Annotated in this window: 21 protein-coding genes; 6 read left to right on the forward strand and 15 right to left on the reverse strand. The window is 66.2% G+C overall.

The features are described from left to right. The 6 genes from AC1RP5_RS22445 to AC1RP5_RS22470 form a co-directional block, all read right to left on the reverse strand. Entirely contained in the window at window positions 1–756 is a 756-nt protein-coding gene (locus AC1RP5_RS22445) for a DUF169 domain-containing protein (RefSeq protein ID WP_068194881.1), read from the reverse strand. A 93-nt stretch (window positions 757–849) separates the two neighbouring features. Then, window positions 850–1,587: an SDR family NAD(P)-dependent oxidoreductase gene (locus AC1RP5_RS22450; RefSeq protein WP_493114418.1), complete on the reverse strand. Its 738-nt coding sequence runs from the start codon at window positions 1,585–1,587 to the stop codon at window positions 850–852. Then, window positions 1,580–2,368: an alpha/beta fold hydrolase gene (locus tag AC1RP5_RS22455; RefSeq protein ID WP_493114419.1), complete on the reverse strand. Its 789-nt coding sequence runs from the start codon at window positions 2,366–2,368 to the stop codon at window positions 1,580–1,582. The genes AC1RP5_RS22450 and AC1RP5_RS22455 overlap by 8 nt, the downstream gene beginning before the upstream one ends. Before the next feature lie 2 nt (window positions 2,369–2,370). After that, entirely contained in the window at window positions 2,371–3,666 is a 1,296-nt protein-coding gene (locus AC1RP5_RS22460; protein ID WP_493114421.1) for an O-acetylhomoserine aminocarboxypropyltransferase, read from the reverse strand. A gap of 13 nt (window positions 3,667–3,679) precedes the next feature. Continuing rightward, entirely contained in the window at window positions 3,680–4,465 is a 786-nt protein-coding gene (locus tag AC1RP5_RS22465; protein ID WP_493114423.1) for a 3-hydroxybutyrate dehydrogenase, read from the reverse strand. Window positions 4,466–4,471: 6 nt separating this feature from the next. Continuing rightward, entirely contained in the window at window positions 4,472–4,660 is a 189-nt protein-coding gene (locus tag AC1RP5_RS22470) for a DUF1192 domain-containing protein (protein WP_493114425.1), read from the reverse strand. Between the two features lie 66 nt (window positions 4,661–4,726). Between AC1RP5_RS22470 and AC1RP5_RS22475 the strand changes: the two genes are divergently transcribed. Next, window positions 4,727–5,719, forward strand: coding sequence for an NAD(P)H-quinone oxidoreductase (locus AC1RP5_RS22475; protein WP_493114427.1), 993 nt, complete (start codon window positions 4,727–4,729; stop codon window positions 5,717–5,719). A 3-nt stretch (window positions 5,720–5,722) separates the two neighbouring features. On the opposite strand, the gene AC1RP5_RS22480 is transcribed toward AC1RP5_RS22475, so the two are convergent. The 3 genes from AC1RP5_RS22480 to AC1RP5_RS22490 all read right to left on the reverse strand — a co-directional run bounded on the left by AC1RP5_RS22480 (window position 5,723) and on the right by AC1RP5_RS22490 (window position 8,146). Further along, window positions 5,723–6,361: a DUF1013 domain-containing protein gene (locus AC1RP5_RS22480; protein WP_493114428.1), complete on the reverse strand. Its 639-nt coding sequence runs from the start codon at window positions 6,359–6,361 to the stop codon at window positions 5,723–5,725. A gap of 128 nt (window positions 6,362–6,489) precedes the next feature. Continuing rightward, window positions 6,490–7,449 (reverse strand): OmpA family protein, encoded by a 960-nt coding sequence (locus AC1RP5_RS22485; RefSeq protein ID WP_493112600.1) that lies wholly within the window; start codon window positions 7,447–7,449, stop codon window positions 6,490–6,492. A 178-nt stretch (window positions 7,450–7,627) separates the two neighbouring features. Next, on the reverse strand, window positions 7,628–8,146 hold the full coding sequence (locus AC1RP5_RS22490) for a hypothetical protein (RefSeq protein ID WP_493114430.1): 519 nt from the start codon (window positions 8,144–8,146) through the stop codon (window positions 7,628–7,630). A 91-nt stretch (window positions 8,147–8,237) separates the two neighbouring features. Here AC1RP5_RS22490 and AC1RP5_RS22495 point away from each other — a divergent pair, with 91 nt between their 5' ends. Further along, window positions 8,238–9,029, forward strand: coding sequence for an enoyl-CoA hydratase-related protein (locus tag AC1RP5_RS22495; protein ID WP_493114432.1), 792 nt, complete (start codon window positions 8,238–8,240; stop codon window positions 9,027–9,029). Between the two features lie 59 nt (window positions 9,030–9,088). On the opposite strand, the gene AC1RP5_RS22500 is transcribed toward AC1RP5_RS22495, so the two are convergent. From AC1RP5_RS22500 to AC1RP5_RS22520, 5 genes are all read right to left on the reverse strand, one after another. After that, window positions 9,089–9,889: an enoyl-CoA hydratase/isomerase family protein gene (locus AC1RP5_RS22500; RefSeq protein ID WP_493114433.1), complete on the reverse strand. Its 801-nt coding sequence runs from the start codon at window positions 9,887–9,889 to the stop codon at window positions 9,089–9,091. Between the two features lie 39 nt (window positions 9,890–9,928). Then, window positions 9,929–10,261, reverse strand: a complete 333-nt coding sequence (locus AC1RP5_RS22505) for a YnfA family protein (protein ID WP_493115245.1) — start codon at window positions 10,259–10,261, stop codon at window positions 9,929–9,931. Continuing rightward, window positions 10,258–12,045, reverse strand: coding sequence for an acyl-CoA dehydrogenase C-terminal domain-containing protein (locus AC1RP5_RS22510; protein ID WP_493114434.1), 1,788 nt, complete (start codon window positions 12,043–12,045; stop codon window positions 10,258–10,260). Before AC1RP5_RS22510 ends, AC1RP5_RS22505 begins: the two co-directional genes overlap by 4 nt. 25 nt (window positions 12,046–12,070) lie before the next feature. After that, the gene (locus tag AC1RP5_RS22515) at window positions 12,071–12,514 is read right to left on the reverse strand and encodes a MerR family transcriptional regulator (protein ID WP_493114436.1); all 444 of its coding nucleotides are present in this window, start codon (window positions 12,512–12,514) and stop codon (window positions 12,071–12,073) included. A gap of 87 nt (window positions 12,515–12,601) precedes the next feature. Beyond that, the gene (locus tag AC1RP5_RS22520) at window positions 12,602–13,747 is read right to left on the reverse strand and encodes a TIGR03032 family protein (protein ID WP_493114438.1); all 1,146 of its coding nucleotides are present in this window, start codon (window positions 13,745–13,747) and stop codon (window positions 12,602–12,604) included. Window positions 13,748–13,865: 118 nt separating this feature from the next. Between AC1RP5_RS22520 and AC1RP5_RS22525 the strand changes: the two genes are divergently transcribed. The 4 genes from AC1RP5_RS22525 to AC1RP5_RS22540 are packed head-to-tail and all read left to right on the forward strand — an operon-like array spanning window position 13,866 to window position 17,480. Further along, window positions 13,866–14,390 carry a gamma carbonic anhydrase family protein gene (locus AC1RP5_RS22525; RefSeq protein WP_493114440.1) on the forward strand — a complete coding sequence of 175 codons (525 nt, stop codon included), beginning with the start codon at window positions 13,866–13,868 and terminating at the stop codon, window positions 14,388–14,390. Window positions 14,391–14,394: 4 nt separating this feature from the next. Next, on the forward strand, window positions 14,395–15,096 hold the full coding sequence (locus AC1RP5_RS22530) for a VOC family protein (RefSeq protein WP_493114442.1): 702 nt from the start codon (window positions 14,395–14,397) through the stop codon (window positions 15,094–15,096). Between the two features lie 22 nt (window positions 15,097–15,118). Next, a complete protein-coding gene (locus tag AC1RP5_RS22535; protein ID WP_493114443.1) occupies window positions 15,119–15,865 on the forward strand; it encodes a DUF2272 domain-containing protein in 747 nt (248 codons plus the stop codon). A gap of 10 nt (window positions 15,866–15,875) precedes the next feature. Beyond that, a complete protein-coding gene (locus tag AC1RP5_RS22540) occupies window positions 15,876–17,480 on the forward strand; it encodes a GMC family oxidoreductase (RefSeq protein WP_493114445.1) in 1,605 nt (534 codons plus the stop codon). Window positions 17,481–17,496: 16 nt separating this feature from the next. On the opposite strand, the gene AC1RP5_RS22545 is transcribed toward AC1RP5_RS22540, so the two are convergent. Beyond that, window positions 17,497–18,288: a DUF2272 domain-containing protein gene (locus AC1RP5_RS22545; protein WP_493114447.1), complete on the reverse strand. Its 792-nt coding sequence runs from the start codon at window positions 18,286–18,288 to the stop codon at window positions 17,497–17,499. Window positions 18,289–18,353: the final 65 nt, after the last annotated feature.

Raw genomic sequence — 18,353 nt, forward strand, 5'->3', positions numbered from 1 at the left:
TCAGCTGTAGCTCTTGGCCATGCCCAGCGCCGGGTCCATCACCGCGCCGTAGGGCGGGAATGGATAGCGCAGGCCGTTCTTGCCGAGATGGCCCATGCCCTCGACCGCGCGCAGCAGCTCGTCCGGCGGGCAAGCCATCAGCAGCTCGTCGTCGGCCACGCCGCCGTAGCGACGCTCGGCAAAGCACGGCAGCGACAGCGAGGTCTGGCGTGTCGCGAGCGCCCGGCCCCACGAATCGGCGCAGGCGCTTTCGCCCGTCACCGTGAAGTCGTAGCGGCGGTAGCGGTGATACTGCAGGCCGTTGATGAAATAGATCATCTGACCCGGCGTGCCGTAGAACAGGCAGATATCCGGCGGGTCGAGGCGCGCGGAACGCAGCGGCGACACGACGAGGCCGTTGTACTTGCCGTCGGGCACGCGCGGCATCTGCGCCTGATGGGCGGCCGAGGCTTCCTTGTTGCCGAACCAGACGCCGTTCATGTGATCGCCGGAGAGGAACCCCTCGCCGGGATGGTTGAGGCCGACGACGCCGCCGCAATTGCCGCCGCGCGTATTGTCGACGGTGATGCCGAGCGTGAATCCATACCAGCGCGACTGCGTCACCATCTGGCACATGGTGAACTTGAAGCCCTCGGTCGGCTTGCGCACGCCCTTGATCTTGTCCATCTCGGCCGGGTCTTCGAACAGGCGCATGCCAATCGGCTGGGTGCGGATGCGCAGAAGCTCGATCAGCTTGTTGCTGGCTTCGGCCAGCATGGCGCCGGTGATGGTTTCCGGCGGCGTCCAAGGGGCGGTCTTGTAGCCCGGCGGCAGCGTCTGGACGTTCATTGTTGTTTCCTCCGTGTCTGGCTAGGTGAGGTTCAGCCCACCGTCGGCGATGACAATCTCTCCCGTAACGTAGTCGTTGGCGCAGAGCGCTGCCACCAGATCGGCGATGTCCTCCGGTTTCGCAGGACGCTTCATCGGCGACTTCGCCTTCCACAGTTCGAGCATGTCGGGCCAGCTCGCCGTCATCGGCGTCTCGACCAGACCGGGCGCCACGGCGTTGACCCTGATGTCCGGCCCCAGCGATAGCGCCAGCAGCTTCGTCACGTGATGCAGCGCCGCCTTCGACGCCGCATAGGGAATCGACGAGCCCTTGGGCCGCGAGCCGGCATGGGTGCCGATGTTGACGATGCTGGCCGAGCGGCCGCTCTCGGCCGATTTGCGCAACGCGGCTTCGGTCTCGGCGACCAGCACGAACGGCCCGATCAGATTCACGTCGAGCATCTGCCGCCACAGCGCCGGCGTCGCGGCCTTGAGGTCGGTGTGCGGGATGCGGATCGACAGGCCGGCATTGTTCACCAGCACGTCGAGACGGCCATGCGCCTCGAGCACAGAGGCGACGAGGCCGCGCGCCGCCGTCTCGTCGCCGAGATCGGCCTGATGATAGCTGGCCTTGCCGAGCTCCTTGGCCATCTCGCGGCCGACATCGGCCGAGCTGCGCGAATGCAAAGCCACGACATAGCCGTCGCGTGACAGGCGGCGGGCGATGGCGGCACCGATGCCCGAGGTCGAGCCGGTGACGAGAGCGACGCGATCAGACACAGGACTTCAACGCCTCCAGCGTTTCATCGGGACGCTCGACCATCATGAAGTGCCCGCAGTTCGCGATGGTCACCGACTTGGAACCAGAGATGGCGGCGACGAGAGCTTTCGCCTTGGCGGCCGGCGTCATGAGATCGCCGTCGCCCAGCACGAACACGGTGGGACACGTCACGGCCGAAGCCCGTGCCGGCGCATCCTTGTAGGCATTGCAGGCGGCGAGATCGGTGTGGATCACATCCGCCTGGTTGCTCGCCAGCACCGCCAGCGATTCGCGCCGCAGCCACAAGCCAGGCGAGACCATGCCGCCCTTGTGCAGCGCATTGCCCATGCCCCAGAAGGTCATGAGCTCCTGCACCTTGGTCGTGTTGGCCTTGGCCGATTCGAGCATCTCGGGATGCACCGGCATCTCGGAGGCGACGCCGCAGAGGCCGAGCGCCCTCACCCTGTCGCCGTGGCGTGCCGCGCAATCGAGGGCAACCAGCGCACCCATCGAATGGCCGACGAGGGCTGCCTGCTTGAGACCGGCCGCCTCGATCAGGCGCGCCGTCCAGTCGGCCATCGCGCCGATACTGTCGAGCGCCGGCCCGTCGGACCAGCCATGCGCGGGAAAATCCACGGCCAGCACGCTGCGGCCATGATGAGCGAACCAGCGCGTCTGCAGGCGCCAGGCCGTGCGGTCGAAACCCGCGCCATGGAGGAAGATGATCGTAGGCTTGGCCGCGTCAAACTCGGCGCCGCCGGTCGTCGCGAAGACGGTCCGGCCATCGACGGTGAGCTTCATGGTCAGCCCTTCTGCGCGGCGCGCAGCGCCGGTCCAAGATCGTCGATCAGGTCCTCCGGATCTTCCAGGCCGACCGAGAGACGGATCATGCCTTCGCCGATCCCCGCCTCCTTGAGCGCCGCCGCATCGAGCTGCGCATGCGTCGTCGAGGCCGGATGGATCACCAGCGACTTCGCATCGCCAACATTGGCGAGATGCGAGAAGAGCTTCAGCCGCTCGATGAAGCGGCGACCGGCCTCGCGGCCGCCCTTGATGTCGAAGCTGAAGATCGAGCCCGTGCCCTTGGGCAGCAGCTTCTGCGCCAGTGCATGGTCGGGATGCTCCGGCATGTCGGGCGACGCAATGCGCTCGACCGCCGGATTGGCCTTCAGGAACGCCATCACCTTGCGGGCATTCTCGACATGGCGCGCGACCCGCAGCGGCAAGGTTTCCAGGCCCTGGATCAGATAGAAGGCATTCTGAGGCGACAGGCAGCACCCGAAGTCGCGCACGCCCTCGGTGCGGGCACGCATCACGAAGGCATGCGGGCCGAACTCCTCCGCGAAGTCGATGCCGTGATAGCCGGCATAGGGTTCGGTGAGCGTCGGGAACTTGCCGGATGCTTCCCAGTCGAAGCGACCGGACTCGACGATCACGCCGCCGATCGCCACGCCGTGGCCACCGATGAATTTGGTCGCCGAATGGAAGACGATGTCCGCGCCCAGGGTCAGGGGCTTGCACAGGATCGGCGAGGCGAAGGTGTTGTCGATCATCAGCGGGATCTTCGCCTCATGGGCGATCGCGGCGATGGCCGGGATGTCGAGCACCTCGCCGCCCGGATTGCCGATCGTCTCGCCCAGCACCAGCCGCGTATTGGATCGGATGGCCTTGCGGAAACCCTCATGGTCGCGCGGATTGACGAAAGTCGTCTCGATGCCGAAACGCGGCATCGTCAGCGCCAGCATGTTGCGCGTGCCGCCGTAGAGCGAGGTCGAGGCAACGATGTGGCTGCCCGCGCCCATCAGCGTCGCGATGGCGATGTGCAACGCGGCCTGGCCGCTCGACACCGCCAGCGCGCCCGAGCCCTCTTCGAGCGCGGCGACCCTCTCCTCGAACACCGACACAGTCGGGTTGGAGATACGGCTGTAGATGTGGCCGCCGACCTCGAGGTTGAACAGGCTCGCCGCATGATCGACGTCGCGGAACACGAACGACGTCGTCTGGTAGATCGGCACGGCGCGCGCGCCGGTCACCGGATCGGGATGCTGGCCCGCATGCAGTGCCAGCGTGTCGGGCTTCAGGAACTTAGCTTCGACCACGTTTGGTTTCCCCTTATTGGGCGGTCCAGCCGCCGTCGGACACGAGCTGCGTGCCCTGCATGTTGGAGGCGGCGTCGGACGCCAGGAACAGGGCAAGCGCCGCGATCTGCTCGGGCTTGGTGAACTGGAGCTGCGGCTGCTTCTCGGAGATCAGGTTCTTCGCCGCCTGCTCGGGCGGAATGCCCTGCTCCTTCGCGCGCGCATCGATCTGCATCTGCACCAGCGGCGTCAGCACCCAGCCTGGGCAGATCGCGTTGCAGGTGACGCCGGTGTCGGCGCATTCGATGCCCATCACCTTGGTGAGGCCGATGATGCCGTGCTTGGCCGCGACATAGGCGATCTTCTGGCTCGAGGCGACGAGGCCGTGCGTGCTGGCGATGTTGATGATGCGGCCCCACCCCGCCTTCTTCATGAGCGGCAGCGCGGCGTGGATCGTGTGGAACGACGAGCTGAGATTGATCGCGATGATGGCGTCCCACTTCTCCGGCGGAAAATCCTCGACCGGCGCGACATGCTGGATGCCGGCATTGTTCACCAGGATGTCGACGCTGCCGAACGTCTTGGCGGCAGTGGCCACGAGATCGGCGATCTCGGCGGGCTTGCTCATGTCGGCGGGATGATAGGCCGCCTTCACGCCATGAGTCGCTTCGATGCCGCTGCGGATATTCTCGATTGCGCCAGCATCGCCGAACCCGTTCAGCATGAGGTGGCAGCCTTCGGCCGCGAAGGCCTGCGCGATGGCGAGACCGATGCCGCTGGTCGACCCGGTGACCAGCGCGACTTTGCCCTTCAGAGACATGGGATCCTATTTCTTGAAAAGGGAGGCCGCGGCCGAGGCGTGGCTTTGCTTCGCCTTGATCTTGGCCTCGACCCTTTCGAGCTCGGCCTTGAGCACGACGACGTATTCCTTCAGGTCGTCGATGTTCATGACATCGAGATTCCTGGGTTGCGACTTCTTCTGCTTGGGGTCGAGATCGTCGAGGTCAAAGGCCATGGCGCGGCTCCACGGAAGCGGCTAAGGCAGGACTAGCACTGCTCTCCCAGCTTCGAAAGGCCGACCATGAGCGCGATTCCCGCCACGATGACCTGCATCGAAATCACGAAGTATGGCGGACCGGAAGTTCTGGTGCCCGCGACGCGGCCGGTGCCGCAGCCGCGGGCCGGCGAGATCCTGATCAAGGTCGCCGCCACCGCGGTGAACCGCCCCGACATCGCCCAGCGCATGGGCAATTACGCTCCGCCGCCGGGCGCCTCGGACCTGCCGGGCCTCGAAGCCGCCGGTACCGTGGCCGCCCTGGGCGACGGCGTGACCGGCTGGAAGCTGGGCGACGAGATCTGCGCGCTGACGCCGGGTGGCTCCTATGCGGAGTATTGCATCGTGCCGGCGCCGCAATGCCTGCCGCTGCCCAAGGGCTTCGACCTGCTGCACGCCGCGGCGCTGCCCGAGAACTACTTCACCGTGTGGCACAACCTGTTCGAGCGCGGCCAGCTCAAGGCCGGCGAGACGGTGCTGATCCATGGCGGCGCGAGCGGCATCGGCACGACGGCGATCCAGCTCGCCAAGTCGTTCGGCGCGACCGTGCTCACCACCGTGCGCACGCCAGAAAAGGCCAAGGCGGTTAAGGAACTCGGGGCCGACCACGCGATCCTCTACAAGGACAACGACTGGGCGGCCGAAGCCAAGAAGCTGTCGGGCGGCGTCGATGTCGTGCTCGACATGGTGGCCGGCGATTACCTGCCGAAGAACCTGTCGCTGCTGAAGCTCGATGGACGCTGCGTGGTGATTGCCGTTCAGGGCGGCGCGACGGCGACGATCAGCGCCGGCATCGTGATGGTCAATCGACTCACGCTCACCGGCTCGACGCTCCGGCCTCAGAGCATCGAGAGCAAGGGGCGCATGGCGCGCGGTCTGAAGGAGAAGGTCTGGCCGCTGCTCGAAGCGGGCACGATCAAGCCGATCATCTACAAGACGTTCCCGCTGCGGGACGCCGCCGGCGCGCATGCCGAACTGGAGCGCGCCGACCATGTCGGCAAGGTGATGATGACCGTCTGAGGTCTATTCCTCGTTGACGTCGGGCTGGTCGGCTTCGGCCAGATCGACGTCAGCCTCGACGACTTCTTCAACCACGCCCGACTTCGCCGAGTCCTTCTTGCGGGCGGCGTCCTCACGCGCGGCCTTGCGGCGGGCGCGATCGACGGCGTCGTTCAGGTCCTTCAGCGAGCACAGGCCGAGCGTCACCGGATCGCGCTGGCGGACGTTCTGCATGTTCCAGTGCGAGCGATCCTTGACCGACTGCACGGTGCTCTTGGTCGAGCCGACGAGCTTGGCGACCTGGCTGTCCTGCAGCTCGGGATGGGTCTTGAGCAGCCAGGCAATAGCGTCGGGACGGTCCTGGCGCTTGGCCACCGGCGTATAGCGCGGGCCCTTGGAGCGGGCCTGCGGCATCGGCACGTCGCGCGGGCTGAGCTTCAACCGGGCGTTGGTGTCGGCCTCGGCGCGCTTGATCTCTTCCTTGGTGAGCTGGCCGTTGGTCGTGGGGTCGTATCCCGTCATGCCGCCTGCGACTTCGCCATCGGCGATCGCCTGGATCTCGAGCGGATGCAGGCCGGTGAAGGCGGAAATCTGGTCGAAAGTCAGGGTCGTGTTTTCGACCAGCCAGACGGCGGTCGCCTTGGGCATCAACACTTGCGACATGAATTCACTCTCCTGCGCCCGGATATAGAGCCCGGCCCCGGCCTCGCCAACCTGAAAAGCGCATATCTGAAAATGGAAACGGCCGGGGTCGCCCCCGGCCGTTCCTGAAGCCAGAGCTTCGAGTCGTCTTACTGGATGACGATCTCGACGCGGCGGTTCTGCGGCTCGCGGACGTTCGGGCCGGTCTGCACCAGCAGACCCTGCTCGCCACGGCCAACCACCGCGATCGCCGTCGCCGGCACGCCTTCACGCACCAGCGCATCCTTGACCGCGTTCGCACGACGCAGCGACAGCGCCATGTTGTAGGCCTCGGTGCCCGAGGTGTCCGTGTGGCCGGTCGCCGTCACGCGGGCATTGCCCTTCGCCTTGAAGGCGGCGGCAGCCTGCTTGATCGTGTTCAGAGCCTGAGCCGACAGGTTCGAGCGATCCCAGTCGAAGAACACCATGAACGACGGCGGGGCAACCATCGGAGCCGGCGGCGGCGGAGCAGCCGGCGACGAGCCGAACTTGAACTGCAGGCCCAGCATCACGCTGAAGTTGTTGTTCGTCCAACCCACGCCGTTCACGGTCGGGTTCGACGTGCCGTAGTAACGGCCGTCCAGGTTCACGCGGAAGTTCGTGTCCGCGTTCCAGCCGAGACCGATGATGCCCTGATAGGCGAACACCGTGCTCGACAGCGACGAGTTGCCGTCGACCAGGCCCAGACCGGCGCCAGCGCCGATGTACGGGGTGATCACAGAACCCGGCATGAAGTCATACAGCAGGTTCGCCATGATGCCGAGCTGACCGACCTGGTTGTTCACCGCGGTGCCCGGGACGCCGACGTTCGTCGGGTTCCAGCGATAGATGCCTTCCAACTCAACGCGCGGACCGACAAAGTCGTAGCCGATCACGCCGCCGGCCATCCAGCCGAGCTGCGGGGTCACGCTCACCGTCGGGAACGCCGGGATGTTCGTGTTCGCCGTGAAGTTCGTCAGCCAGTTGATGCCGCCTTCGGCACCAATGTACAGACCCGGCTGCGGCGACTGCGCCTGCGCGGCCAGCGGCAGCGCTACGATGGCGGCGGCCGCCAGAAGAGCCTTCTTCATGAGATCTTCCCCTCGTTCTTGATACTTGTCGGACTGAAACTGAATAGTCTTGTCGGCGGGGCTTTGTCAGATCGCCAACCGCGCGGAATATACACACCACCACTGGTGCGGTGCAACCAGCCGCCCCGGTCCTCAGCCGACTCGTCCGAGACCTGTGACACGGACGCAACAGTGAGGCCTATCGGGACCTCGAGACGCCTCCGAGGGGCGCTTCCGGCAGGGGGTTACCGGAACTAGATGTAGTAGTAGCACCTCCCCGGCTGCGCTCCACCGGGATCGGCATCCGGAAGCCCAGCACCCCGCCACCGGTCTCGCTCCGGCCGTAGGGGGTCGGTCCCGTCAGGGGCGTGGGGACTTCGGACTTGTCCGCGAACTTCTCCGACAGGTCGGGATGCGGCAAAGGCACGTCCGGATTGGACGCTCCGGGCGCCAGCAGCTTGCCCACGATCTCGGCCGCGGTGGGCGCCGGCTCGGCGGCCTTCACTCCTGGTAGCGGCTTCCGGGCTTCGGCAAGCAGCACGGGGCGCGGCTGGGGAGCCGGCAAAACCGCCTCCGGAGCAGCCACCAGCAATTGTGGCGCCGCCGGTGCGATCTGGAGATTCTGGTTTAAGGTCGCGGCATAAGCGGAACCGGCCAACAGCACGGCCAGCGCCCCGGCGAACCCGCCGGCTGCGTATCGGAAGACTGAATTTGTCATTTCACGATGCAGATAGTCAGCATCGTCCGGCTTTTCACCGCGGCATTTTGGAAGGTAAATCGCCCTTCACGAAAGTTTGGAGGGAATTGCCATGGGCCAGTACAGCAAAGTCGAGACAGACGGCCGCCTGATGATCGTCACGATCAACCGGCCGGAGGTCTACAACGCCTGCCACCCCATGGCGAACCAGGAGCTGGTCGACGCCTTCGACGAGTTCCAGACCAACCCGGAACTGTGGGTCGCCATCATCACCGGCGCCGGTGACAAGGCCTTCTGCGCCGGCAACGACCTCAAGTATCACGCCGAGATCCAGGCCAAGACCGGCAAGCGCCCGGTCCATCCGGCCAAGGGCTTCGGCGGCCTCGCCAACCGCTTCGACCTCGACAAGCCGGTGATCGCCGCGGTGAACGGCATCGCCATGGGCGGCGGTTTCGAGATCGCGCTGGCCTGCGACATCATCATTGCCTCGGAGCAGGCCAAGTTCGCCCTCCCCGAGCCGCGCGTCGGCCTCGCCGCCGGCGCCGGCGGCATGCAGCGCCTCAGCCGCATGATCCCTCTCAAGAGGGCAATGGGCATGATGCTGACCGGCCGTCACGTGCCGGCCAAGGAAGGCTACGAGCTGGGCTTCATCACCGAGGTGGTGCCGCACGCCGAGCTGATGGCGTCGGCCAAGAAGTGGGCCGCCCAGATCCTCGAATGCTCGCCGATGTCGGTGCGCGCGACCAAGCAGGTCGTGATGCGCTCGCTCGACCAGCCGTCGCTCGAGATCGGCATGCGCAACCAGACCTATCCCGCCTTCGTCGCCATGGCGACCAGCGAGGACACGGTCGAGGGTCCGAAGGCCTTCGCCGAGAAGCGCAAGCCCAACTGGAAGGGCCGCTAAGGCGATTCGACGGGGCGTCCTCGATCGGACGCCCCTCACCCGCCTTCTTCAATTCTCCCCTACTGGCCCTTGAACTTCGCCTTCCGCTTTTCGAGGAAGGCGCTCAGGCCCTCGAAATGGTCCTCGGTCGCGGCGCAGGCGGCCAGGCCCTCGGCCTCGCGGTGCGAGTGCTCGTCCCAGCTGTTGTCGAATGAGTTGCGGATCAGCTTCTTGGCGACGCCCAGCGCATAGGTGGGACCGTCGGCCAGCTTGCGCGCCATCTTCTCGGTCTCGGCCGCAAGGCTGTCCTTCGGCACGACCCAATTGAGGATGTTGTTGTCCTTGGCTTCCTGCGCGGTGAAGCGTTCGCCCAGCAGCGCGATCTCCAGCGCCTTTCGCTCGCCCACGACCCTCGGCAGAAAATAGGTCGCGCCGCCGTCGGCGCTGAGGCCGATATGGCGATAGGCCAGGGTGAAGAACGAATCGTCGGAGGCAATGGCCAGGTCGCAGTTCAGGATCAGCGACAGGCCGAACCCGGCGGCGGCTCCCTGCACCGAGGCCAGCACTGGCTTGTTCATACGGCGGATCTGGTAGATCGCCTGGTGCGCCTTCACGACCCTCATCTCAAAGCCCGCGAGATGGGCCTCCTTGTCCTCGGTCAGCGACTTGTGGAAGCCGCGGATGTCGCCGCCCGCCATGAAATGCGTGCCGGCGCCGCGGATCACGACGCAGCGCACCGCGGGATCCTTCTCGAATTTCGCGCTGTGCTCGATCAGCAGGTCGCGCATCTCCATCGACAGCGCGTTCAGCGACTCAGGCCGATTGAGCGTCATCCAGCCGATGCCGTCTTTGACCTCGGCGAGAACGTGCGGTGCGGACATGGGCGGTTTCCTCAGGCGTTTATTGAATGATGCCTATTGTTAACCCGCCGCGCGATGCGGCGCGAAAAGAATGATGCCCGCGCCGATCAGGCAGACGATAACGCCGGTGATGTCCCAGCGATCGGGACGCGTGCCTTCGACCGCCCACAGCCATACGAGAGTCGCGGCGATGTAGACGCCGCCGTAGGCGGCATAGGCGCGGCCCGCGGCATCGGAGTCGATGAAGGTCAGCGCCCAGGCAAAGAGCAGAAGCGCCACGGCTCCGGGCACGGTCCACCAGACCGAAGCCCCGAGCCGCAGCCACGCCCAGAAGGCGAAGCAGCCGGCGATCTCGAGGAACGCCGCTGCGGTGTAGGCGAGGACCGACTTCAGAAGGCGTCGGCCGGCAGCGCCATCAGGGTCGAGGCGCCGGCCTTGATCTGATGGTTGAGCGACACGGTCTGCGGCAGCACCCGCGCCATGAAGAAGCGCGCGGTCGCGAGCTTGGTTTCATAGAAGGCGTTGTCGTTGCCGGCCGCCAGTCCCTTGTGCGCGGCGACGACGATGCGGTTCCACATGAAGGCCATGGCGGTGAGCGCCATCAGGCGCAGCAGGTCGCTGGCCGCACCGCCCGCCTCGTCCGGGTTCTTCATCGCGTTCTGCAGCAGGAACAGTGCGGAGTCCTGCACGCGGCCCAGCGCCTTCTCGAGCGGCTCGACGAACTCCTTCATCTTCTCGTCGCCCTTGTTCTTGGCGACGAACGAGGAGATCTCGCCCAGCAGGCGCTGCGCGGCCGCGCCGCCCTTCATCGGCAGCTTGCGGCCGACCAGGTCGAGCGCCTGGATGCCGTTGGTGCCTTCGTAGAGCTGGGTGATGCGCGCGTCGCGCACGAGCTGCTCGACGCCGTTCTCGCGAATGTAGCCGTGACCGCCATAGGTCTGCACCGCAAGGTTGGCGCATTCGCTGCCCATGTCGGTGAAGTAGGCCTTGATGATCGGCGTCAGCATCTGGATGAGGTCGTCGGCCGCCGCGCGCGTGTCGGCGTCGGGGTGCGAATGGGCCTCGTCGATCAGCATGCCGACCCACAGCGACAGCGCGCGGGCGCCCTCCGTGAACGACTTCTGGATCATCAGCATGCGCCGCACGTCGGGGTGCACGATGATCGGATCGGCCGGGCCATTGGCGTTCTTCGGCCCCGTCAGCGAGCGGCCCTGCAGGCGGTCGCGCGCATAGGCGACGGCGCTCTGGAACGAAGTCTCGGCGATGCCGAGGCCCTGCATGCCGACGCCAAGGCGGGCCGCGTTCATCATCACGAACATCGCGGGCATGCCGCGGTTCAACTCGCCGACCAGCCAGCCCTTGGCGCCGTCGAGGTTCATGACGCAGGTCGCGTTGGCCTTGATGCCCATCTTGTGCTCGACCGCGCCGCAGCGGATGCCGTTGCGCTCGCCGATGCTGTTGTCTTCCTTGGGCAGGAACTTCGGCACGAGGAAGAGCGAGATGCCCTTGGTGCCGCCGGGCGCGTCCGGCAGGCGCGCCAGCACGAGGTGCAGGATGTTCTCGGCGAGATCGTGCTCGCCGGCCGAGATGAAGATCTTGGTGCCGGTGATCGAGTAGCTGCCGTCGGCCTGCGGCTCGGCCTTGGTGCGCAGCATGCCGAGGTCGGTGCCGCAATGGGGCTCGGTCAGGCACATCGTGCCGGTCCACGTCCCGTCGGTGAGCTTGGGCAGGTACTTCTTCTTGAGCTCGTCCGAGCCGTGGCGCGACAGCGCCTCGTAGGCGCCATGGCTGAGGCCCGGATACATCGCGAAGGCCTGGTTCGACGCGGTGAACATCTCCTGCAGCGCGAAGCCCACCGTCGCCGGCAGGCCCTGACCGCCGAACTCGGGATCGCAGGTCACGGCCGTCCAGCCGCCCTCGGCGAACTGCTTGTAGGCTTCCTTGAAGCCCTTGGGCGTACGCACGACGCCGTTCTCGTAGTGGCAGCCTTCCTCGTCGCCGGTGCGGTTCAGCGGGAACAGCACGTTCTCGCAGAGCTTGGCGGCTTCCTCGACGATGGCGTGGATCGTGTCCGGCGTCGCGTCATCGTAGCCCGGCAGCTTGGCCAGGCTCGACACGTCGAGCACTTCGTTGAGAACGAACTGGATGTCCTTGATCGGGGCCTTGTAGACGGCCATGGCTGCCTCCTCCGTCGAAGTTTCTTTAGTCGCTTTCGGGATCGACGCCGCGCTGCTTTAGCTCGGCACTGACCTGTGATTCCACTTCCCTGAACTCGCCGATGTGCTGGTCGAGGTCGGCGCGCTTGCGCTCGAGATCGGCGATGTGGAGCTGGCTGCGGCGCAGCAGCTCGCGCAGTTGCTGAACGCCGGTGCGGTCGACCTGGTAGAGATCGAGCAGCTCGCGGATCTCGGCGAGCGAGAAGCCCAGCCGCTTGCCGCGCAGGATCCAGCTCAGCCGCGTGCGGTCGCCCGCCGTGTAGAGACGCGTCGTGCCCTGCCGCCGCGGCTTGATCAGCCCCTCGTCCTCGTAGAAGCGAATCGTGCGCGGCGTGATCGCGAACTCGCGCGACAATTCGGCGATGCTGTAGATGCGCTGGGCATCGCGCGAGGAGAGCGTGCTGGCCGAAGGGGTGGCGGCAACGGGCATGATGGGAGACGGTGTAGTTGACGTTTACGTAAACGTCAAACCACCTTTACGTAGAATTCGCCTTACGTAAAGACCGCCTCCTCCTGGCTACTCGATCGAAACCGTCCGGCGGATTTCCTCGTTCTTGAAGCCGATCATCATCGGCCGCTTGAGGCCGGGCAGCGAGATCACGTCATAGAGCTCGTTGACGATGCCTTCGAGGCGCAGCCAGTGCGCGACGTCGCCGGTGCGCGTGTCGATCACGAAGACGCCGCAGCGCGGGCCGACCTTGGCGGCGGCCAGCCGCTCCTGCAGCGGGAGCCCTGCGAAGGTACGGTTCTCGCGCGGCTCCGAGAGGCCCACCAGGGCATAGGGGCCGACGAAGTCGAGGCCCCGGAGATAGCCGGGGCAGAAGGCCAGTGGCTCGAAGCGGCCGGTGGCGAGGTCGACCGTCCCCACTTCGCCGGCGCCCGAGTTCAGCACCCACAGCTTGCCCTCGTGCAGGCGCGGCGAGTGCGGCATCGACAGGCCGCGGCAGACGACCTCGCCGGACGCAACATCGATCACGACGCCACCGCCGCTGCGATGCTCGCGCCATCCATCGGCGACATCGGTCTCCGACACGCAGGTCACATAGGCCGGCTTGCCGTCGCGCATCGCCATGCCGTTCAGGTGACAGCGATCCTCCGGCGCGAGACGCGACACGAAGGATGGCTTCCAGATTGGCTTGAAGCTGTGCGTGGCACTTGTCGTCGCCAGGCAGGAGAACAGCGTGTTGACGAAGACCAGTTCGCCGTCGGCGCCGACGGCGATGTCATGGATATCGAGATCGGCCGTGTAGGATGCCGACTGCGGCACGAACAGCGCATCGTAGCCAGCAGCACCCGGCGTGCCGCGGGCGGCATCGACGAAGTTCGTGATCTGGATCATCGACGCGACGGACAGCTGCGAATTGTGGAACGTCATGCCCATCGGCCGCTCCAGCGTACGCTCGAACACCGAGAGCCGGCCTGCTTCCTTGTTGGTGCCGATCAGGATGACCTTGCTGCTCTGGTAGGTCGAGATCGCGAGGCTGCTGCCGGTCTCGGCCAGCCAGCTCGGGAACTGCCGCGACGAGGTGATCACGAAGGCGGGCTTTTCCTTTTCGGCGGATTCCGCGGGCGCAGTCGCAGAAGGCGGAGCCGGTGAGGTCGTTGCTTCGACGTCGGTCACCGTCGCGCCGGCCTTGCCCTTGCTCTTGTCTTTGTTGCTCATGAAAATTCGCTGCCCCGTGTCTGCCGTCGCCGTTCTGGCGGGCTATTGAATTGGCCCGGTCAAGGTGGCATGCCGGATGGCATAAAGCCAACGCTCCGCGCAATCAGAAGGAACCAAGATGGCGATCTATCAGCTCAACGACCGCGTGCCGGTGATTCCGGCCTCCTGCTACATCGCGGAGGGCGTCACGATCATCGGGTCCGTCGTCCTGGGCGAGCGGGTGAACATCTGGTTCGGCGCCGTGCTGCGTGGCGACAACGAGCCGATCGTGATCGGCGACGACAGCAACATCCAGGAGTTGAGCGTCCTGCACACCGATCCCGGCGCGCCACTGACCATCGGCAAGAACGTGACGGTCGGCCATCAGGTGATGCTGCACGGCTGCACGATCGGCGACGGCTCGCTGATCGGCATCCAGTCGGTCGTGCTCAACCGCTCGGTGATCGGCAAGGACTGCCTGGTCGGCGCCGGCTCGGTCGTGACCGAGGGCAAGACCTTCCCCGACCGCTCGATGATCCTGGGCTCGCCGGCCAAGGTCGTGCGCGAGCTGAGCGAGGAGAACGCCGCGCGACTCGCCATGAGCGCGGAGAGCTACGTGAAGCGCGGCCAGAACTACAAGGCGAACCTGAAGCGCATCGGCTAGCACGATGATCGCGGCCCTCGACCATCTCGTCGTCGGCGGCTCGGTCGCCGTCTACGAGACCTTGCTGGGACGCCGTGCGCAGGACGGTCGCCTGCGCACCGGCAATGTCGGGCTGCGCTTCGAGGACGGCGTACCCGGACTCCATTCGATGGCGTTTGCGACGGCCGACCTCGACAAGGCCGCGACTCTGCTCGAACGACGCGCCGTCGCGACGACGCGCAAGGACGGTGAACTGACGCTCGTCGGTCACGGCGTCGAGATCGGACTCTGCGCGCAAGCGAACGACGCCCCCTCTCCGCTCACGGTCGATGAGGCCGCTGCCGTTACCAACCTCGACCACGTCGTGGTGCGCACGCCCAACCCTGAGCGCGCCATCGCCTTCTATGCCGGCCGGCTCGGCCTCGACCTCCGGCTCGACCGCAGCAATCCCAAATGGGGCGCGCGACTGCTCTTCTTCCGCTGCGGCGACCTCGTGGTCGAGATCGCGCACGACCTGAAGAAGGGCGTGTCCGACGAACCCGACCATCTCTGGGGGCTTTCGTGGCGCGTACCGGACATCGCCGCCGCCACCGCGCGATTGAAAGCGGCCGGGCTCGATGTCACCGAGCCGCGTGACGGCCGCCGTCCCGGCAGTCAGGTCTGCTCCGTGAAGAATGGCACCGCAGGCGTGCCGACGATCCTGATCGGCGGAGTCGGACGCTGGTGAGGAGCAACAGGTAGGCTAAGACATGCGCATCCTTCTCGCTCTCCTGCTCCTCGTCCTCGCCGCCGCCTGCACGCAGGCCCCAACGTCGAAGCCGGTCGTGCAGGCCAAGGATCTGCAGCCGCTCGGTCCCTGCCCCGTTACCTTCTGGAAGCCCGAGGCGCCGCCGTCGTCGAGCCCGAAGACCTCGATGGTGCTGCTGGCGGTCGGCGAATGGGGCCGCTTCGGCAAGCAGGTCATCATCTACTCCGACAATGCGCCTGCCCGGACCGAGCAACTCGGCATCAAGGAACGCGAGGCGCCGCAGCGCATCGGCGACTACTGGAAGGCGGTCGACGTGCCGGGCCGCACCGGCCTCAACGACATCCCCTGGTCGGCAGCCTTCATCTCGTGGGACATCGCGAGCGCCGGCGTGCCGCGCGACCTGTTCTGTCCGAACCCTACCCACACGATCTATGTGGAAAGGATGGTCGAGCGCGCGAAGAGTCCCGGCGCCGTCTTCATCCCGCACCCGCCGTTCGAACGCGCCCCGCAGGTCGGCGACCTGATCTGCGCGTCGCGTGAGGGCAGCGGCACGACGCTGCAAAACCTGAATCGCGGAGCGGGACATTGCGACATCGTGGTCGAAGTGCGCCCCGGTCAGGTTTTTGCCATCGGCGGCAATGTGGGCGACTCTGTCACCCGGAGCGTCTTTCCACTGGACGCGAACGGGATTTTGTCGCCCTTATCCGGCCGACCATTCTTCGCCGTCATCGAGAACAGGCTGCCCTGAAGGAAGGACCATGTCTTCGCTTTACGACTACATCATCGTCGGTGCCGGCTCGGCCGGTTGCGCGCTCGCCGCGCGCCTCGCCTGGGAGCGGCCGAAGCTGCGCATCCTGGTCCTCGAGGCCGGCGGTCCCGACAAGTCGTTCATGCTGAAGATGCCCGCCGGCTTCGCAGCCCTGGGTGAGAACTCGCCCTATAACTGGAACTACCAGACGACGCCGCAGAAGCATTGCAACGACCGCGCCATGTATTGGCCGCGCGGCAAGACGCTGGGCGGCTCCTCGGCGATCAACGCGATGCTCTACATCCGCGGTCATGCCTCGGACTACGACCACTGGCGCCAGCTCGGCAACGAGGGCTGGTCCTACGAGGACGTGCTCCCCTACTTCAAGAAGGCCGAGAACAACGAGCGCGGCGCCGACGCTTTCCACGGCACCGGCGGTCCGCTGAACGTCGCCGACCAGGTCGATCCCCTCAAGATCAACGAGGCTTTCCTCAAGGCCGCCGAGCAGGCCGGCCACAAGCGCATCAAGGATTTCAACGGCGCCGAACAGGAAGGCGTCGGCCTCTACCAGGTGACGCAGAAGAACAAGGAACGCTGGAGCGCAGCGAGCGCCTATCTACGTCCGGCGGTCGCCAACAGCGGCGCCCATCTCATCGTCGTCACCGGCGCGCTGGTCGAGCGCATCATCTTCGACGAGAACCGCGCCATGGGCGTGCGCTACACGCTGAACGGCCGCGACGAGGTCGCCCGCGTCACCCGCGAGATCATCCTGTGCGGCGGCGCCGTGAACACGCCGCAGCTCATGATGCTGTCGGGTGTCGGCCCCGCCGATCACCTGAGCTCGATGGGCATCCGCCCGATCCACGACCTGCCCGGCGTCGGCGGCAACCTGCAGGACCATCTCGACGCGTCGCTGCTGCAGTTCTGCAAGACGCGGGACACCTACGATCGCGCCAACAAGCTGCTGTCGCTCTACCAGTACGTCGTGAACAAGAAGGGCCCCGGCACCTCGCCGATCGCCGAGTCCGGCGGCTTCCTGCGTACGCGGCCGGGCCTCACCGCGCCCGACGTCCAGCTCCACTTCCTGCCGGCCCTGGTCATCGACCATGGCCGCACGCGCCTGAACAAGGACGGCTACAGCCTGCACGTCTGCGCGCTGCGTCCCGAGAGCAAGGGCACGATCCGCCTGCGCAGCAAGGACCCCAAGGAACATCCGCTGATCGACCCGAACTATCTCAGCGAGCGGCAGGATCTCGAGACGCTGATCGCCGGCGTGAAGATGGGTCGCGACATCCTTGCCCAGTCGGGCCTCGATCCCTATCGCGCCGACGAGCTGGCGCCGGGGCCGGCGGCCAAGACCGATGCCGAGCTCGAGCAGTGGATCCGCGCCAAGTGCGAGACGATCTATCACCCGGTCGGCACCTGCAAGATGGGCCCGGCCAGCGATCCGATGGCGGTGGTCGACGACAAGCTGCTGGTGCACGGCGTCGAGGGCCTGCGCGTGGTCGACGCCTCGGTGATGCCGACGCTGATCGGCGGCAACACCAACGCGCCCAGCATGATGCTGGCCGAGCGCACCGCCGCGATCATGCACGCGGCGGGAATGACGAACTGAGTCGGCCTCGCCGGCCCTAGCCGCGCTTCTCCACGACGAGCAGCCAGGGCCGGCCCGAGACGTTCATCAGGCGGCCCCGTGAATCGACGGGGAAGAGGCTCATCGCCACGCTGTCCTTCACGTTGCCGCCGATCGCGTGGACGTAGCCACCACGAACGTCGGTGACGATGTCGCAATGGGCGGCCGTATTGTCGATCCGTCGGTGCGCGGTGCGCGGGTCGGCGTAGCGCCAGGTCGGCCCGGCGGTGCCGGAGCAGACCAGGTCGCCGGGCTTGGGCGAATACTCGCTCGGCGCATGCAGCAGGAACGGGGCGCTGCGCGAGGCGCGCTCGCGGTCGTAGAGCGCCGAGAGATAGCTGCCGTGGCGGCCGTCGCGCGGGAACTGCAAGGCGCTGTAGCCCGACTGGACCATCACCCACGTGACGAAGGCGCCCGACCAGGGCTTGTCCGAGCTGCCGTTCCATTGCGGCCGGCCGCAGGAACCCCAGTAGTCACCGACCCGGCTGTTCAGCGGTTCGCTGCGCTCAGTCATGCCGGCGCGATTGGTGTAGCCGTTGGCCTGGCCGCCATAGACGACGGTGGCACGGCCGAACTTGGACCACTCCTTCCAGGCCGTGTAAGCGACCTTGTCGCTGGGCGGATTGTCGGAGGGCCCCGAGCTGGAGCCGCCACAAGCCGCCAGGGCGAGCGCCAGCACGAAGACAAGCAGAAGGGTTGCTGGCAGCCGCACACCGATCAAGGAGGAAACCGGGATATGGGGCGGCTGCCAGCAAACACGAAAGTCGACATCGAGGGGGTCGGACTTCATGTGTAACTTGCAGTCTTTAAAATAAACGATTGTTATAATTGAGTATAAATTATCACGGACAACGA

It is taken from the genome of Reyranella sp. GW821-FHT12G01, from assembly GCF_058806575.1.

Excerpts from the sequence above, each read along its gene's own strand:
- AC1RP5_RS22480 (WP_493114428.1), bottom strand. The coding sequence starts at position 6,361 with ATGTCGCAAGTGTTGATGCCCAAGGCGACCGCCGTCTGGCTGGTCGAA.
- AC1RP5_RS22485 (WP_493112600.1), bottom strand. The coding sequence starts at position 7,449 with ATGAAGAAGGCTCTTCTGGCGGCCGCCGCCATCGTAGCGCTGCCGCTG.
- AC1RP5_RS22545 (WP_493114447.1), bottom strand. The coding sequence starts at position 18,288 with ATGAAGTCCGACCCCCTCGATGTCGACTTTCGTGTTTGCTGGCAGCCG.
- AC1RP5_RS22535 (WP_493114443.1), top strand. The coding sequence starts at position 15,119 with ATGCGCATCCTTCTCGCTCTCCTGCTCCTCGTCCTCGCCGCCGCCTGC.
- AC1RP5_RS22510 (WP_493114434.1), bottom strand. The coding sequence starts at position 12,045 with ATGGCCGTCTACAAGGCCCCGATCAAGGACATCCAGTTCGTTCTCAAC.
- AC1RP5_RS22465 (WP_493114423.1), bottom strand. The coding sequence starts at position 4,465 with ATGTCTCTGAAGGGCAAAGTCGCGCTGGTCACCGGGTCGACCAGCGGC.
- AC1RP5_RS22445 (WP_068194881.1), bottom strand. The coding sequence starts at position 756 with ATGCTGGCCGAAGCCAGCAACAAGCTGATCGAGCTTCTGCGCATCCGC.
- AC1RP5_RS22515 (WP_493114436.1), bottom strand. The coding sequence starts at position 12,514 with ATGCCCGTTGCCGCCACCCCTTCGGCCAGCACGCTCTCCTCGCGCGAT.
- AC1RP5_RS22520 (WP_493114438.1), bottom strand. The coding sequence starts at position 13,747 with ATGAGCAACAAAGACAAGAGCAAGGGCAAGGCCGGCGCGACGGTGACC.
- AC1RP5_RS22495 (WP_493114432.1), top strand. The coding sequence starts at position 8,238 with ATGGGCCAGTACAGCAAAGTCGAGACAGACGGCCGCCTGATGATCGTC.
- AC1RP5_RS22490 (WP_493114430.1), bottom strand. The coding sequence starts at position 8,146 with ATGACAAATTCAGTCTTCCGATACGCAGCCGGCGGGTTCGCCGGGGCG.
- AC1RP5_RS22525 (WP_493114440.1), top strand. The coding sequence starts at position 13,866 with ATGGCGATCTATCAGCTCAACGACCGCGTGCCGGTGATTCCGGCCTCC.
- AC1RP5_RS22470 (WP_493114425.1), bottom strand. The coding sequence starts at position 4,660 with ATGGCCTTTGACCTCGACGATCTCGACCCCAAGCAGAAGAAGTCGCAA.
- AC1RP5_RS22475 (WP_493114427.1), top strand. The coding sequence starts at position 4,727 with ATGAGCGCGATTCCCGCCACGATGACCTGCATCGAAATCACGAAGTAT.
- AC1RP5_RS22530 (WP_493114442.1), top strand. The coding sequence starts at position 14,395 with ATGATCGCGGCCCTCGACCATCTCGTCGTCGGCGGCTCGGTCGCCGTC.
- AC1RP5_RS22500 (WP_493114433.1), bottom strand. The coding sequence starts at position 9,889 with ATGTCCGCACCGCACGTTCTCGCCGAGGTCAAAGACGGCATCGGCTGG.
- AC1RP5_RS22540 (WP_493114445.1), top strand. The coding sequence starts at position 15,876 with ATGTCTTCGCTTTACGACTACATCATCGTCGGTGCCGGCTCGGCCGGT.
- AC1RP5_RS22455 (WP_493114419.1), bottom strand. The coding sequence starts at position 2,368 with ATGAAGCTCACCGTCGATGGCCGGACCGTCTTCGCGACGACCGGCGGC.